Here is a 15,108-nt window from a genome sequence, read left to right as displayed (position 1 = left end):
GCGGAAACAAAATGAATCAAGGATTTGAAACAGCAGTATTTAAGGCAGCAAGATCGGCCGCTATCGAGACATTGGCTGATTGCAACGGCTTCGTTTTGATCGAAGGCGCTTCAGGCACTGGTAAGACGTTGTTAAAGAAACAACTCGAAGATAAGCTGCAAACCCGATACACCCTTGTCAGCCTGTCTTACTGCCGTTTTGATGTCGAAGAGTTGCTGAACACAATTGCCGACAAGTTAGAGCTCTCACAAAGCCCCGCTCATAGCCCTGCTACTGCTAACGACAGCTGCCTGGATGCAGTGCGTGAATATGCACAGGAAAAAGAGCGGACCGGCAGTCCACTGGCGCTTCTGATCGATGATGCTCAATACATCCCCGAGGAAACATTAACATCCCTTGCCAACGCGATCTCCGGAGACACACCGCTTCTTCCGATCAGGGGAGTACTCTTCGCATCACCGGGGTTCCACAGACAACTGTTACAAAAACATATTGATCGAACACTGCTCAGTCAACACTTACTGCTTAGTCCTCCCACGGAAGATGAATTGAAAAGCTACGTCAAGGGGCTTGTAGCACAGGAGTCAAAAGGAAACCTGAGCATTAAGGAATCAGCGCTGCAATCACTGTTGTTTAATGCCGCTGGAAGCTTTCGAAGCGCTCAAAAGCTGGTCAAACTGGCAGTGATCGAAACCACAATCTCTGGTCAGAATCAGATTAATGAAGAGATCGTTGATCAAGTTCACTCTGAAAACAGTTTTGGCCAGCTAAATGCGGATCAATGGCCTGCGCAAGAGAAACAATTCCAGCCCTCCGAAACTGAAGGAACCAGCTCTCACCAGGGAGACACTCTTGGAGGTCTTCTAACGGCATCCTTATTAGATACCCCAAAAGTACCTCAGCTAAAAAAACGCTCTGATCGTTTGGACACTCCCTTATTTGTTAACGATCTCGCCGCTCCAAAGGTTGAAATCGATTCAGTATTAGAGCCCTCCGATCCAGTTGAGCCGGAAAAAAACCCAGAAGAACAGCCCACCTCATCAACTAACCGGACAGATAAAGCGGAATCCCGCGCAAAGACTACCGTTGAAAGTAACTCCGCACCTAAAAGTGCCGTTATCAAGAAACTCAAACCGACCCTAAAAAACGCCGAATCCCCTTCGAAAAGCCCGGCAATATCTGCAAAAAAACAGCCCCAACAACATCCAGACACTCTGACGCAACCAATAACTGAAAAAGTAACGCCACTCCCGCAAGCAGACCAGTCCTCTGGCAACAGACGCGCTAATGACAAACAGAACAGACCAACACCGATCTCGTCTGAGTCCAAATTGTCAGTTAAAGAGTCCTTAGGTAAAGAGTCAGCAGTTAAACAGCAAAGTCTGTCGCAACAGAGCCCAGCAACCAAAGAGTACCCTGAAGCTAACAACGCTACAGAAAATGCCCCTCTGGCGGTATCTCCAACCCCAGTTTCCTCAGCTCAAAACAAATCACAAGGTACAACAAAGTCAGGCGCTGATGTTCTGGAGTTTTCTCCCGGGACAAGCCGCCCTGAACTTCATCCAATTAAGTCCATTACTGATTTTGATGAGAAGAAAAAGCGCTCAATAGCCTTACCCATGGTCGCTATACTTGTGATTGTCGCCGGAGGGGCAGGCTACCTGCACCTGAGCAAGAATCCGGATTTTGACCCCAAGCAACTTGCCGCTCAAACTCAACAACAGGTCACCGAGTTTATCTCTGAAATGCAGCTGAAGATCCAGTCTTTAATCGATGACCAGCCTCCAAGCCAAGCCATTACCGTAGCAAAAGCCCCAACAGAACCTGCTGCAACAAAACCTTTACCGGCCCAGGAAAGCAGTCAACCGGCCACAGATACAGACAGCATAAGAAATTCCGCTACAACCGCTCAGATTGATGAAAAATCCCCCCCTACAGGTACCTCACCAATTCCGTCCGAGCCAACCAACAGCCAGAGTCAAGAACCAGTAGCCACAGTGGAAGCACCCGCAATCCCGCAGCAGCCAGTTGTCCTGGAGGACAAAACCGCTGCGGCTATTAGCGACATCACGACTAACAGAGACACCACCACGAACACGGATGTCGCTATTAATACAAATGCTGTAACTAATACGGATTCCAGCCTGAGCAAAACGGTTTCCTCTTCACCAATTTCCGAAACCACGATGTCTCAATCAACTGAACCTGAACCCAACGGATCTGAACCAACGACAGCGACTAGCGCAGAAATCAGCCAGAAAGAGCCCCTGTCTGAGAACATCAGCAGACAAATCCCCAACATAGAAAATTCGGCCCCCGTTGGACCTGTTACGTTATCTGAAGAGAACAGCGTTGATAACAGGAATCAAGATGCCTCAGAAATTCCAACGCCCGACAGCAATATTGAAAAGACTGCCCTCACTGCAGAAATAGAAGCACGTCAAGCTCAGATAAAACTATTGTTGAAAAAAGCCGAGATCCACCAAAAAGCGTACCGATTAACGATCCCTGAAAACGATAATGCAGTGCTCACTTATCGTCGTATTCTGGAACTGGACCCACAAAATACCGTGGCATTAAACGGTATCAAAGATATAGCACAACGCTATCAAGCCCGTGCAGAACGCGCTATGGAAGAGCAGAACTGGGGGATCGCTGCGCAAAACTACTCGCGACTATTGTGGATGAGTCCCGACAACGAGCGTGCTCAAGCAGGCGTTGCCCGGCTCAAACAGGAACTGAGTAACTAACCACTAATCAAATGAAAACCCTTAACTGAAATACTCATCCTGAACTGAAACCCTGTCCTGAATGATTCTTTATATCGCAGAAAAACCCAGCCTCGGCCGTGCCCTTGCCGATGCCCTTCCCCGCCCTCACCGTCGCCAGGAGGGCTGCATCTACGTTGGCAACGGTGACTGTGTAAGCTGGTGTATTGGCCACCTGTTAGAACAGGCTGAACCCGATAGCTATGATCCAACCTTCAAGCAGTGGAAACTGGAACATCTGCCGATTATTCCCGATCAGTGGCAACTAAAACCTCGGTCAAGCAGCCGCAAGCAATTAAATATACTCAAAAAACTTGTCAAACAAGCAGAACAGTTAGTTCATGTAGGCGACCCGGATCGCGAGGGCCAGCTGCTGGTGGATGAATTGATAAATTTTGTAAAGGCAACCGACAAAACAGGTGTCAAAAAGGGGAAATATCAACAGGTTCAGCGATGTCTGGTCAATGATTTAAACCCTTCAGCCGTTAAAAGGGCTCTTTCCCAGCTTAGAGAAAATCGTGACTTTATCCCCCTTTCCACTTCGGCACTGGCCCGCTCCAGAGCTGACTGGCTTTACGGTATAAACCTGACCCGTGCCTATACCGTTCAAGGACGTAAGGTAGGCTATCAAGGAGTTCTGTCCGTCGGTCGGGTGCAAACTCCGGTTTTGGGACTGGTTGTCAGGCGAGATAAAGTCATTGAAAATTTTGTATCCAAACCCTTTTATGAGGTTTTGGCCCACCTTATGACAGCCGACGGCGAGCCATTTACTGCAAAATGGCAACCGAGTGAATCCTGTCAACCACAGATGGACGAAGAAGGGCGGGTGCTTTCTCGTAAGCTGGCAGAACTGGTCGCTAAACGAATTACCGACAAACCCGCTGAAATAACCAAGTCAGACACAAAGAAACGTCGACAGGCACCTCCCCTCCCTTTTAACCTATCAACACTGCAAATTGAGGCCAGTAAGCGCTATGGCATGACAGCCCAACAGGTGCTGGATAATTGCCAATCTCTTTACGAGCGTCATAAATTAATCACTTATCCTCGATCAGATAGTCGTTATTTACCTCTGGAGCACCATCAACAGGCTTCTGCTGTAATCCAACAAATCGCCAGGAATTGCAGTACATTCAGTCAGATCATTCAATCAGCAAATCCAGGGATAAAAAGCAAAGCCTGGAACGACAGTAAGGTTGACGCCCATCACGCTATCATACCCACATTAGCCGCCAAGCAGCTAAGCGCTCTCAGCAAGTCTGAGCAGCACCTGTACGAACTGATTAGCCGTCAGTATCTATGCCAGTTTTTCCCCGATCACCGCTTTCTTGAAACACGCGTTGAGCTGGTTATCGAAGGTGGATTATTTACCTGCAAGGGCAATCAGATAACGGACCAGGGCTGGAAGATGCTGTTCCCCAAGAAGCCTGAACAATTCAAGCACCAGAACTCAGAACCCAATCAGGACAAAAACTCAAAGCTTAACTCGACACCAGAACAACAAACCGATGCCCCTTCAACGCTTCCTGTGCTAGAGCAGGGACAACAACTACATTGCCATCGGGGTGAACTTCTGGAAAAACAAACCCAGCCCCCCAAAGCCTTTACCGATGCGACCCTGCTGGCAGCAATGACAGGGATTTCCCGATACGTTGAGGATGCTGAAATCCGGAAGATACTGAAAGAGACTGATGGTTTAGGGACTGAGGCAACCAGAGCAGGAATAATAGAGCTGCTGTTTAAACGGGGTTTTTTAGTCCGTCAGGGGAAACAGATCCATTCAACACCGGCGGGTAAAGGGTTAATTTCCAGCCTGTCAGAAAGCTCAACTAAACCGGATATGACCGCTCAGTGGGAATCTGTTCTCAACGCCATTAGCCTTAGAGAACGCAATTACCAGAGTTTTATGGAGCCGATGATAACCACTCTGACACAGCTGGTTGCGGAGGCCAGTCAAACGTTACCGACCGGGTTACAGGGAGTGGCAACAGCACCGACCAGGAAAAAGCGTAAATGGGGTAAAACAAAACCCAAAACAAGAAAGTAATCCCACTGGAGATTCCCTACCTCCCCTATTGCCGTTTATTCACCCCCCGCACAGGAAAGTACCTGTCAGAAAGTACAAATATGCTGGAAGATTCACTTCCTGTATTCCATATTGCTCTCAATCAATGTATAAGGGCGCTATGAAAATTCCGAAACGAATCCAACCTCTGGTTGAAGATGGTCTGGTTGATGAAGTCATCAGCCAATTAATGAGCGGTAAAGAAGCCACGGTCTACGTAGTACGCTGCGGTTCTGAAATCCGTTGTGCCAAAGTCTACAAAGAAGCTAGCAAACGCAGCTTTAAACAGGCTGTGCTCTATCAGGAAGGTCGTAAAGTCCGTAATAGCCGCCGTGCCCGTGCAATGGAAAAAGGCTCTAAATTCGGCCGCAAGCAGCAAGAAGATGTCTGGCACAACGCCGAAGTTGACGCTCTGTACCGACTAGCCAATGCCGGAGTACGAGTGCCACAGCCTTACGGCTGCTTTGACGGGGTATTACTGATGGAACTGGTTACTGACGATGAAGGTGAAGTCGCCCCCCGCCTGAACGATGTAACCATGTCTGCCGAGCAAGCTCGTGAAGACCATGCCACTGTGATGCATTATGTGATGCTCATGCTCTGTGCCGGACTGGTACACGGTGATCTGTCAGAATTTAATGTGCTGGTTGATGATTACGGCCCGGTTATCATTGACCTGCCCCAGGCAGTGGACGCAGCTGCTAACAATAACGCCAGGAGCATGCTGGAACGAGATGTTAATAATATGACCCATTATTACGCTCAATACGCCCCTGAGCTGCTGGAAAGTAAATACGCTAAAGAGATGTGGGCGCTCTATGAAGATGGAGAGCTACTCCCAGAAACAGAACTGACCGGCCTCTTTGAAGAGAGCGCTGAAACAGCTGATGTAGACTCTGTTCTGTTAGAAATCAAAGCGGCTATGCAGGAAGAGCAAGACCGCATTGAGCGCCAGCGCGAAGCAGAGGCACTGGCCTAGTTTCACAAGATCTGGCAGCGATGTCCCTTATGACTGCTGCCAACCCCCTATTTATACGATAAACCGGCTAATCAACCTCTTTGTCTATCACCAGACGAATCGTTTGATTTGCCCCTTCAGTAAAATCAATGGGTAAGGATTTAGCCAATAAATCCCCCACCACCGTTTTGTGCGGCGAACCATGTCGGGTAACTTTAGCAGCCACGGTGACTTTATCTACTGAAGCTAAGGTCAGATTTTCCAACAGAAAGTTCTTTTCTTCCAGAAGTACCCTCATCGGAACCTGATTAAGCGTTAGCTTTTTTGAAGCGACAGGGACCTTAGAATCCAGAGGCTTGGCAAATACATAAACCACCCAGGGTTTATCAGCATACTGCCGCAGTGATTGGTCCAGAACCAAATCAATGCTGATAGATCGCTTTTCAACCTGACTGTCGGCATAGATATTCAATGTCACTGCCATTAAAAGCGGCAGCATAAGCCAATGGGCCAGCTTCATAAATAAGAGCCTTGTTGTTGATCGTTTCATTTGATACACCTGCATAAAAAGCCTTTACTAACTGATCTCATCATTATCCAGATACCTGAAGTCGACAATCACTAGCATCCAGTCAATTGATCTGCATTAGATCAGGATTAATTTATAGTAAAGCCTGCCCATGTAAGTTGTTTTATCAATGTAGGCAGTTTTATCCATCTAAAGGATCCTACCCTTGCGGAAAATCGCTTTTTCCGACTTGCCCCTCCCTGGGCAAGTTTATTTACAGCATTAACTTTCGGGACTTCAGACTAGCTCCGGGACCACTCTCTGATCCGGCTGATTTCCTCATCCTCAATACTCAATGATTCGAGAAATTCCTGATGAGAATCCGGTTCCATCTTTTCAAACTGCCGATGCCAGTTGTGCATGGCCTCATCACTCATCCCAGATACTTTCATTATCTCGACCCAGCGTTCTTTACTGACCATTGTTTCCTCCAATACCATTGGGTTATCCAGAAATTTTAAGATGGCGCGTTGCTGCTGGCGCAGCTTCTTTATTTCCCGTTCCAGATTATGAAACTGGTCCCAGAGAAGCTGTGCACTGCCAACATCATCTTTTCGTTGCAATAGCCCATTAAGTTCAGACACGGGAACACCAACAGAACGGTAGGTCAAAATGCGTTCCAAGCGCTCAATCTGATCACTTCCATACCAGCGATAACCATTTTCTGATCGTCTGGCTGGCAGGAGTATATTTTCCCGCTCGTAGTAAAGAATGGTTGATCTTGATATTTGGAACTTTTTCCCCAACTGGCTAACTGTCAGCATATTCTGTGCTCTTCTCCCAATGAGTTCAGGGACAGCATCCACCCTGCACCCATAGACAGGTCAAGTAACTTCACTTTAAAAATTTCCGTAGCTGTTTAAAAGCGGTTATGGGACCAGAATAGATAAGCAAATTCACTTCGTCAGTAACCCTGGAGATTAACGGTATCGTCGTGATCGGTTTCGATTGACCTTTCCCTGAGCGGTAATCCCATCCATCAGTGCTTCTTTACTTTTTGCATAGCGGGTCTGACGTTGATACCGCTGTAACGACCGTACCAGTTGATGCTCAAATTCACGCTTCACTACAGAATTTGCAGATATTTCATTCAGCGCCAGCATTTGTGCTCTGAGATAGTCCCCGTAAGCCCCTTCCCGATGCTCCCTCCAGGCAAGATCAATGTCTGGTTTATTTAACCTGACCCATTGCTGAACCTGACTTCGAAGCAGTTCCGTATCCGTACTGAACTGCTGCACTTGTTCCTGCAACTCAACACTGGAACTCAAAACATTATCACGTAACTGAAGCCCAGCCTGCTCCAACAACCCAGTGATCAACGCGAAGGTTTTCGGTCCAATACGGCGTGTGTTTTTTAACCTGGATCGAGATAGATTGTCTGCAATATCCTGTAATGTCTCAGCTCCCAGTTGTTGCAATTTTTGCCGGGGAGCGGCTGCCAGGGCAGAAATATCTTCCAACTTAGTTTGCGCCGAAATTTCGTCTTTTTTCATAGTGATATGTCTAAAAAATGCTTATGTTCCTTTAGGGGTTTCTTAATGCGCATTTCTGTCAGTCACTCTTTTTATAGGTTAATCTGTGTCGCAATTATCTCAGATTCTCAAGGGAGTATGACCTTACTGCTCTCATTACTGAGCAGTTGGAATACCTACGGAAACTACTATTTTTAGCGCCTGATCTTCGCTAAAGCCCTCGCTAACAAGAGCATCAAAATAACTTTTAGAAAATCGGGCAAGTTGTTTTGTGACTGCCGGGTCAGCTAATGCCTCAAAACGCCCAGACATCATGCTTTGCACCATATTCCCAAACATAGGTGCCATTTTGTTCATTTGCTCTTCCATATCGACCTCCGACACCTTCGAATGAGCCGTGTTCCCACAAGGGTTTTTCGCAGAATCACAGGCAAAAACTGATATCGACATCAACAACGAACTGAAAAGTACTACTGTTTTTAACATTTTGATCTTCCACTAAAAATTTCAAGGATATCCATCAATAAATCCGTCATAATAGCTCTCTTCGCCTTATCCAAATTATTGCTCCTACAATTAAAGATATTTCGGCCCGCCCCTTTGAGCCATCTGTTTCCCAATCGCTCAGCATAGCGTTTCAAAGACCAACGATCTCTGAAAATCATATAGCCAGCCTCCCATAGCCCTAATGCTCAAATAATAAGATGCCGAAACATAGCGAAGCGGCGAGTAGCCATTCCCTTTGAGCTTCTTGTTGAACGAAGTCGCTTACAGTATGGGCTTACGCTTGGCTGAAACCCTGTACCTGACCGTCGCAGATATCGACAATCACTAACCGTTTCACCAAGGGCAACGAAGGGCGTCCTCAGCTCAAGCCAATGGGAGAAAAAGGGGAAGCTATACTCAGAGCTTAGATAATGACTAAATCAAGGGCTCGCAAGATCATATCAAAGCCATCGAGGTAAGGCATCTGCAGAATATCGGACAAATGGTGGTTGATGAAAATTCGATTAAAAATCAACCAAACGGATATTTATTTTCAGATGATCACCAGGATTTATAGGGCTTTCAGACGCTATTGGCAAACATATTTTCCCACTAGATTAATAAAACCTAACGATTAGGATACTAGAAAGCTTGATGTTATCGTTACTATCAATCCGAAAATGAACCACTCAATAATATTTTTACTAGTGGATGCCTATTGACCTCGGTTAGCTAATGGGCAACACTGTTTTTCTTATGGCTTCTTTAACCGTAGACAATCATTATAGGGAAAATTAATGAAAAAATTGGCATTCCTCTGTGCACTCTTTCTTTCAGGCCTGTCCAATGCTGGGACAATATACTTGGATATGGATACTAATCCTACGGGGCAAAATTTAGGAAACGCTCCTCTGATTACATCCGAAGGAACTATTACCTTTCTAGGTGCTGTATCAAGATCAACAGATGTCGATTTTGAAGCATTGGGAGCTACAGGAAATAATCTAGATATAGCTTCCTTCGGAAGCGGAGCAAGTCTACGATTCAATTTCGATGTAACTTCTTTCGAATTTATATTCGGCGGTAACTCTGGTCAATTTGATATGGTCGCCAAAAATATTTTTAACAATACTGTTGATTCTTTTTTTCAAGCCAGCACTGGTTCAGGAGAATTTGCCGGTCCAGTGACGCTGTCGGGAGTAGGGATACGAAGTATCAGTTGGAATGATCCAGCTGGTGGTTTTGCCGCTATAGACAATGTTACCATTACAGCAGCCCAGGTCTCTGAATCTACATCTATCGCTTTACTCGGCCTTGGTCTAATAGGCCTCTATTTTGGACGAAGAAAAGACTTCACCTAATGCTGTGAGGTGACCAACTAATTAGATTTCCAATCACTAAACTCAAGGAGATTTAAACACCTGGTTAAAGCAGATTATCGACTCTTAATCAGGTGTCCAATAAATCGGGATAAAACCACACCTGTATAAGGCATCAATTAAACGCTTGCTATGTTTTCCAACCTTCAATCGACCCAATAATAAGTGTGTACTGGAACGGCTTTAATGCGAGTGTTGTGCTTTTCCCACATCTACACTTAAACTTATGCCACCGTGCTCTTCTCCTGATAGAGCTTGCGACTCAAAATCCGTAAAAGTTTCACGCATATACATTCTATTGTCTCCAGAGAGGCCTGAAAATCATATAGCCAGCCTCCCATAGTCCGATATCGGAGTAGGCTGGTAGTGCGCAAACTAACTTGCCGCTACAGGAGGATGCCATGAACTTATTTTCCGCCATTGACCTGCATTCTGGCAATAGTGTTGTCGTCGTTATTGACGAACAGGATAGGTCCTCTTACAAAAACGCTTACCTAATAACATTGATATGATTCTCGGAGCATTGCTACCTTTTCGCCTTGAGCTAAAGGGCGTTGCCGTTGAATCTACATTTAACTGGTATTGGTTAGTTGATGGGTTACAAGATGCAGGTTTTAACCCTTGTTTAGTCAATACCACCGCTACTCAGCAATATAAAGGACTGAAGCATACCGATGATGCTTATGATGCCTTTTGGTTGGCACATCTAATGCGTTTGGGAATATTGCCCACTGGATATATCTATCCTCAAGCCGAGCGCCCTTTACGTGATTTATTGCGAAAGCGTCTCCAGCTCGTTCGTCATCGAGTGACTCTCTTGCTTAGCGCACAAAGTCAAATTTGGCGCTGTACAGGCGTTAAAGTAAACTGCGCCCTAATCAAACAGATTAACACTCAATTGGTCAGCTACCTTGATCATGCCAACCAGCGGTTGGTTTTACAGTGTAGTTTGAACTTGTTGAAGGTTCTGAATGAGCAAATCAGCGCCATAGAACGCAGTGTCGAAGCACAGGTCGCTCCACGCTCCGATTTTCAGTCGCTGCAAACAGTTGATGGAATTGGACCTATACTCGGGTCCACTATTGCGTTGGAAACCGGTGATATAAAACGCTTTCCAACGGTGGGTCAGTTTGCTTCCTATTGTCGTTGCGTTGACGCACACCGTTTCAGCAATGGCAAAAAAAAAGAGCCAAAATAACAGTAAAAATGGTAACAAATACTTAGCCTAGGCCTTTGTCGAAGCTGCCCATCGTATTATCTGTTACAACAAAGCCGCACATCGGTTTTACCAACGAAAGCGAGTACAACGTAATGGGGCGGTTGCCACGAAAGCACTGGCACATAAAATGGCGCGAGCCTGCTATTACGTTATGCGCGATCAGGTTCCATTTCAGTCAAGTCGATTATTTGGCTAAACAGTATGAATGTATCTGATAACCAATATGGGGTTTGGTTGAAACCATGGGTCTGAATGGAATCAGATACATTCTCCTTAAAATAATGGTTTAACTGATGCGCCCTTACCTTGAACCACTTAGAGGATGGGAACCAATGACCTTCTGGGGCTAAAAGCCAAGGGAGGCCGCAAAGCCTCCTTAATTCTGATGGGTGACTGGAGCAGATCAGTCCGCATCCACTAACTGAAGGCTATGGGTGCGTATTAGTCGCCGTTATTGAAAAATATACGGCTTCCCACTGCTGTAGAATTTAGTGCTGCTTATTGACCTCTACTGGCTAATGGGTGACCCTACGGCTCTAAGTCCCATTTTCTGATAACCAAATCACCAACGATGCGTAGCTCACCTGTTTGAGCCAGACTCTCTGGTCGAGATAGAAAGAATACTAAACGACGGCAGTCGCACCGATAAATTAAAAAATTGTGAACTTCGAAGTAAAACTTTCTACTCAAGGATATAAAATTCGATTTATCCTTTGAAAAAGAGGCATGTGCAATTGTGATTGGTTCCACCTCCCAACCTGAAAATTCACCAAATAAAATCAACTTTACTCCGAGTAGTAATACAACCCAAAATAACGCAGTAAGCGCCCAGGTTGCTGCTGATCCTCCTTTAAGTGATATTGCTTTCTATCAAAATTCCAGAATTGTTTATGAACTAGCTTCCCAAATGGAAAGAAATCCAAGTATTGCTGCAGCTTTTAAGGATGATGCTCACGGTAACATCAATGATTTAGAACCAAGAGAAATACTTAAAAAAATCAACCGAACTCAACAGGAGTTGATTAATGCAGTGGGAGGTCGTAGCGCTGCAGTAGCGATGGGAATTCCTTTAAACGAAAGGCCCTTAGCTCCTGTATGTGGCGAATCAGCTAACTTTCTCATTCATGCCTTTGTCGATCAACCGGGAAAAAAACCATTCAATCCTGAAAACATAACCAAAGAAGGAGGCTTCTCAAGTTTTTCTTCACTAAAAGAAACACTCAAAAATCTTGATTCAACTAAAACCAATATTATACGTGTTCAAGACTCCCGTTTAGGACATGCCTATGTAATTGACATCCCACCACAAGAAAGCAAGTCTGATCCAGGTGACATGTCTGTATTTATGTACCAAACGGATATGGGAGATGGAGTGATGCCCCCTCTTAAACTGAAAGAATGGATGGATTCTTCCGGTAAAAGTCCGGTTAAGTTATCCAGCTTTGTAACCTATTGGGATAAATCAGAATCAGGACAAAGTGGTGAAACACTGAAAAATGAATTAACAGAGCTTTTTGAAAAAGATAAGGATTCTAAAAAAGTCGATGAAAAAAGATATCTAAGAGCAGGTGAAAAAGGCCTAAGATTTAACTTCCATACTGTAGATCCAGATAACTTTAAAAACAATATCGAAAATATACGAAAGAAGTCCGAAATAAGAAATCTTCCGGCCTCTTCTAGATCTACTTAACAGTCACAATCTATTGATCAACCTCAGACAGATAGGCTGTTGTGTAATATTTACTCTTGCATTTAATGCTTCTAAACCCATGGACATTTTCGCTCAATCCTACCTGTCGTGATATCTACAGTAAATCGCCAATCAGTTCGTTCATTTATTTTATGATCTTGATCAAAACATACAATCACACATGGACCGTCAATCTCAGTAACAACAGGGAAATAAAATCCAGAGTTATCTGGAGGTTCAATTTCATGCAAAACCTTATTGCTATCATCAATTATTAATAGTTTTAAACCATCGGTTAGAACTCTTAATGTGAAATTTTTGTAGGTAATATCATTCATTATTTATTTTAGATAACAAGACTGTCAGATTACAGGAAAACGTATCTCCAGGGGGGCTGGCCCTACGGCTCTCTAAATAATTACCAGCAACAATCAAAAACAAGACAATCTATTGATTTTATGGATTATTTCATTACTACCGAGACCAATCAACATTTAGTGCGAACATAGCCGATTAACTGCTTATTGCCATTGCATTTTTAAGTCCCGATGTGACTGTGCGCAATCTCTTAAATACAAGTTGATTAAGCTTTGATATGGAATACCCTTATCCTCAGCCAGCTCTTTGAAATATACGATTGTGTCTTCATCCAATCGTATAGTGACCTGTTTTTTAAGCTTTTTTGCGTAAGGGTTTTTAACTGAATCTGAAAAATCATAATGATCACGCATGACGATACCTCTCATAAATATTACGTTCTTGTTTGTCAGCTTTACGCGCAGAAATTATGCGTATACTTTCTTGTTCTCTGATGCAGTGACAGACAACCAACAAACGAGAATCAATACTCGTACCTAGTAGAATAAACCTGTCTTCATCTTCAGAGTGGTCAGGATCTCCAATCATTCGGGCATACTCGTCAGTAAACACGGTCTTTGCTTCCTCGAAGGAGATCCCGTGCTTCTTGATGTTTGACGTATTTTTGCTTGAATCCCATTCAAATAGTAACTGAGCCATGGAATACATTGTAATTACAGTGTAAGTATAGTCAAATTTTTGAAGGATAGCTGACTCAAGGTGCTATCAACTTGACCCGGCTCCCTTCCCTGTCCGCGATAACATCCAAGCGAACCGGCATCTGCTCTTTCAGTTCAGTCACGTGAGATATAACTCCAACCATTCGACCCGCAAAGCTCAAGGACATCCATCAAATTGTTATTTTTCTGGGGATAGCTTTCAATGTTTGGGTCTCCCCGATTTCGTGAACATCTCTCGACCGATCAATCCCATCTGGTTGAAAACCATCAAAACATGAGTAAATAGCGGTGCTATCCCCTCATCCATCCGGGTAACAAAGTCCGCGATGGTACTGTGGTGAGGTTCGCTGTCGGCGGAAAGCGCCATAAAAAGCACATTCTCGCGGCACGCCTGAGCAATACATCGACTGGACGTGATGCCTCTTGAATAGGCAAATAAGACGATCTTTAGCAGTATGGCTGGGTCATAAGCAGGCGCGCCGTTTGTATCATTACGATAGCGCTGCTCGAAGATACTCAGGTCAAGATCATTATCAACGACATGATTGAGGGTATGTTCAAATGTACCGGGCTGGATTTGATCTGCAAACCGCAATGGAATCATTTTAGTCTGGTTGTAATCGTAGTGTTTGAAGCGTGCCATCCCTTGCCCTATCTGCGATTAAATTCTTTTTGCCGAGTTTAGCGAGAATGAACTCCATTCGCCAGGGGCTGGAGGACTTTTCCGACAGCCTCAACGCTTCAATAACAGGCCAGAAAAATGCGCAGCGTTTTGGAGGTCCGAGCCCGAAGGGCGATCGTTGATTGATTTGTTGAACGAAGCCGCTTCGCGGCAGAGGGATTGATCAACCGTACTTCTTAGACCCTTCAACGTTGAAGGCTGTTTGAGGAGTTTCATCATGAACATAGAAGACCAAATCCGTTTCGACTCTTTATATCAACGCTGTCTTAACGAATTAACCCTACAAGGGAAAAGCCTTAAAACCATCAATATGTATTCGCGTTGTTTGCGCCAGGTTGGTGACTTTTTTGATTGCTGTCCCGATAACCTGACTGCTGAGCAACTCAAAATCTACTTTCTGGATCTCGTGGACCGCCGTTCCTGGAATATGGTCAAGGTCGCTCGTAATGCCATCCAGTTTTTTTATAAGCATGTGCTTGAGCGACCTTGGGTGTGGATTCATATCGTCAAGCCGCCGAAAGTGCAATCGCTGCAAGACGTCCTCTCTCAAGAAGAAGTCTGCAACACCATTAACCACTACAGACTACGCCGAACGCGAGATTACGGCTTCTTGCACGGTAATGCTAAGCGAACCCTCAAGCGGCTACAGTTCATACTGAAAATGAAGATCGCTGAGCAGGACTACCTTCAGCATAAGAAAACACAACGACTTTGTCCCTGTTGCGCTCTTCCTATGCTGGTCATTCCATTCATTAGGCCCTGAGCCCGGATCAAGCTCCGATCA

At 45.0% G+C, this 15,108-nt stretch carries 15 protein-coding genes; 7 read left to right on the top strand and 8 right to left on the bottom strand.

Annotation, left to right across the window (positions count from 1 at the left end; genetic code table 11):
- Positions 1 to 11 precede the first annotated feature (11 nt).
- From BGP75_RS04845 to BGP75_RS04835, 3 genes are all read left to right on the top strand, one after another.
- Entirely contained in the window at positions 12 to 2,750 is a 2,739-nt protein-coding gene (locus BGP75_RS04845; protein ID WP_076715909.1) for an ATP-binding protein, read from the top strand.
- Positions 2,751 to 2,811: 61 nt separating this feature from the next.
- Complete coding sequence (locus BGP75_RS04840) at positions 2,812 to 4,815, top strand: DNA topoisomerase III (protein ID WP_076715906.1); 2,004 nt, start codon at positions 2,812 to 2,814, stop codon at positions 4,813 to 4,815.
- A gap of 139 nt (positions 4,816 to 4,954) precedes the next feature.
- Positions 4,955 to 5,812 carry a PA4780 family RIO1-like protein kinase gene (locus BGP75_RS04835; protein WP_076715905.1) on the top strand — a complete coding sequence of 286 codons (858 nt, stop codon included), beginning with the start codon at positions 4,955 to 4,957 and terminating at the stop codon, positions 5,810 to 5,812.
- A 67-nt stretch (positions 5,813 to 5,879) separates the two neighbouring features.
- On the opposite strand, the gene BGP75_RS04830 is transcribed toward BGP75_RS04835, so the two are convergent.
- The 4 genes from BGP75_RS04830 to BGP75_RS26740 all read right to left on the bottom strand — a co-directional run bounded on the left by BGP75_RS04830 (position 5,880) and on the right by BGP75_RS26740 (position 8,200).
- Entirely contained in the window at positions 5,880 to 6,341 is a 462-nt protein-coding gene (locus tag BGP75_RS04830) for a hypothetical protein (RefSeq protein WP_143820982.1), read from the bottom strand.
- Between the two features lie 260 nt (positions 6,342 to 6,601).
- Positions 6,602 to 7,123: a MerR family transcriptional regulator gene (locus tag BGP75_RS04825; protein ID WP_076715903.1), complete on the bottom strand. Its 522-nt coding sequence runs from the start codon at positions 7,121 to 7,123 to the stop codon at positions 6,602 to 6,604.
- A gap of 156 nt (positions 7,124 to 7,279) precedes the next feature.
- A complete protein-coding gene (locus tag BGP75_RS04820; RefSeq protein WP_076715901.1) occupies positions 7,280 to 7,852 on the bottom strand; it encodes a hypothetical protein in 573 nt (190 codons plus the stop codon).
- A gap of 135 nt (positions 7,853 to 7,987) precedes the next feature.
- Complete coding sequence (locus BGP75_RS26740) at positions 7,988 to 8,200, bottom strand: hypothetical protein (protein WP_143820981.1); 213 nt, start codon at positions 8,198 to 8,200, stop codon at positions 7,988 to 7,990.
- Positions 8,201 to 9,114: 914 nt separating this feature from the next.
- On the opposite strand from BGP75_RS26740, the gene BGP75_RS04805 reads away from it, so the two are divergent.
- The 3 genes from BGP75_RS04805 (at position 9,115) to BGP75_RS04795 (ending at position 12,605) form a co-directional block, all read left to right on the top strand.
- A complete protein-coding gene (locus BGP75_RS04805) occupies positions 9,115 to 9,678 on the top strand; it encodes a PEP-CTERM sorting domain-containing protein (protein WP_076715895.1) in 564 nt (187 codons plus the stop codon).
- A gap of 526 nt (positions 9,679 to 10,204) precedes the next feature.
- Positions 10,205 to 10,894 (top strand): transposase, encoded by a 690-nt coding sequence (locus BGP75_RS04800; RefSeq protein ID WP_233152841.1) that lies wholly within the window; start codon positions 10,205 to 10,207, stop codon positions 10,892 to 10,894.
- Positions 10,895 to 11,651: 757 nt separating this feature from the next.
- Positions 11,652 to 12,605 carry a cycle-inhibiting factor gene (locus BGP75_RS04795; RefSeq protein ID WP_076715892.1) on the top strand — a complete coding sequence of 318 codons (954 nt, stop codon included), beginning with the start codon at positions 11,652 to 11,654 and terminating at the stop codon, positions 12,603 to 12,605.
- Between the two features lie 71 nt (positions 12,606 to 12,676).
- Here the strand turns inward: BGP75_RS04795 and BGP75_RS04790 are convergent, their stop codons facing one another.
- The 4 genes from BGP75_RS04790 to BGP75_RS04775 form a co-directional block, all read right to left on the bottom strand.
- Positions 12,677 to 12,943 carry a hypothetical protein gene (locus BGP75_RS04790; RefSeq protein WP_076715889.1) on the bottom strand — a complete coding sequence of 89 codons (267 nt, stop codon included), beginning with the start codon at positions 12,941 to 12,943 and terminating at the stop codon, positions 12,677 to 12,679.
- 183 nt (positions 12,944 to 13,126) lie between these two features.
- Complete coding sequence (locus BGP75_RS04785; protein WP_076715887.1) at positions 13,127 to 13,336, bottom strand: BrnA antitoxin family protein; 210 nt, start codon at positions 13,334 to 13,336, stop codon at positions 13,127 to 13,129.
- Positions 13,329 to 13,622 (bottom strand): BrnT family toxin, encoded by a 294-nt coding sequence (locus tag BGP75_RS04780; protein WP_076716213.1) that lies wholly within the window; start codon positions 13,620 to 13,622, stop codon positions 13,329 to 13,331. The genes BGP75_RS04785 and BGP75_RS04780 overlap by 8 nt, the downstream gene beginning before the upstream one ends.
- Before the next feature lie 219 nt (positions 13,623 to 13,841).
- On the bottom strand, positions 13,842 to 14,285 hold the full coding sequence (locus BGP75_RS04775) for a transposase (protein WP_076715876.1): 444 nt from the start codon (positions 14,283 to 14,285) through the stop codon (positions 13,842 to 13,844).
- A gap of 256 nt (positions 14,286 to 14,541) precedes the next feature.
- Here BGP75_RS04775 and BGP75_RS04770 point away from each other — a divergent pair, with 256 nt between their 5' ends.
- Positions 14,542 to 15,087, top strand: a complete 546-nt coding sequence (locus tag BGP75_RS04770) for a site-specific integrase (RefSeq protein ID WP_076715875.1) — start codon at positions 14,542 to 14,544, stop codon at positions 15,085 to 15,087.
- The last annotated feature ends 21 nt before the right edge of the window (positions 15,088 to 15,108 follow it).

Source organism: Motiliproteus sp. MSK22-1, from assembly GCF_001968815.1.
Taxonomy (GTDB): Bacteria; Pseudomonadota; Gammaproteobacteria; order Pseudomonadales; family Balneatricaceae; genus Motiliproteus.
Note: the sequence above shows the minus strand (reverse complement) of the source record. Positions and strands in the feature narration are given on the sequence as shown.

Excerpts from the sequence above, each read along its gene's own strand:
- BGP75_RS04845 (WP_076715909.1), top strand. The coding sequence starts at position 12 with ATGAATCAAGGATTTGAAACAGCAGTATTTAAGGCAGCAAGATCGGCC.
- BGP75_RS04840 (WP_076715906.1), top strand. The coding sequence starts at position 2,812 with ATGATTCTTTATATCGCAGAAAAACCCAGCCTCGGCCGTGCCCTTGCC.
- BGP75_RS04835 (WP_076715905.1), top strand. The coding sequence starts at position 4,955 with ATGAAAATTCCGAAACGAATCCAACCTCTGGTTGAAGATGGTCTGGTT.
- BGP75_RS04830 (WP_143820982.1), bottom strand. The coding sequence starts at position 6,341 with ATGAAACGATCAACAACAAGGCTCTTATTTATGAAGCTGGCCCATTGG.
- BGP75_RS04825 (WP_076715903.1), bottom strand. The coding sequence starts at position 7,123 with ATGCTGACAGTTAGCCAGTTGGGGAAAAAGTTCCAAATATCAAGATCA.
- BGP75_RS04820 (WP_076715901.1), bottom strand. The coding sequence starts at position 7,852 with ATGAAAAAAGACGAAATTTCGGCGCAAACTAAGTTGGAAGATATTTCT.
- BGP75_RS26740 (WP_143820981.1), bottom strand. The coding sequence starts at position 8,200 with ATGGAAGAGCAAATGAACAAAATGGCACCTATGTTTGGGAATATGGTG.
- BGP75_RS04805 (WP_076715895.1), top strand. The coding sequence starts at position 9,115 with ATGAAAAAATTGGCATTCCTCTGTGCACTCTTTCTTTCAGGCCTGTCC.
- BGP75_RS04800 (WP_233152841.1), top strand. The coding sequence starts at position 10,205 with ATGATTCTCGGAGCATTGCTACCTTTTCGCCTTGAGCTAAAGGGCGTT.
- BGP75_RS04790 (WP_076715889.1), bottom strand. The coding sequence starts at position 12,943 with ATGAATGATATTACCTACAAAAATTTCACATTAAGAGTTCTAACCGAT.
- BGP75_RS04785 (WP_076715887.1), bottom strand. The coding sequence starts at position 13,336 with ATGCGTGATCATTATGATTTTTCAGATTCAGTTAAAAACCCTTACGCA.
- BGP75_RS04780 (WP_076716213.1), bottom strand. The coding sequence starts at position 13,622 with ATGGCTCAGTTACTATTTGAATGGGATTCAAGCAAAAATACGTCAAAC.
- BGP75_RS04775 (WP_076715876.1), bottom strand. The coding sequence starts at position 14,285 with ATGGCACGCTTCAAACACTACGATTACAACCAGACTAAAATGATTCCA.
- BGP75_RS04770 (WP_076715875.1), top strand. The coding sequence starts at position 14,542 with ATGAACATAGAAGACCAAATCCGTTTCGACTCTTTATATCAACGCTGT.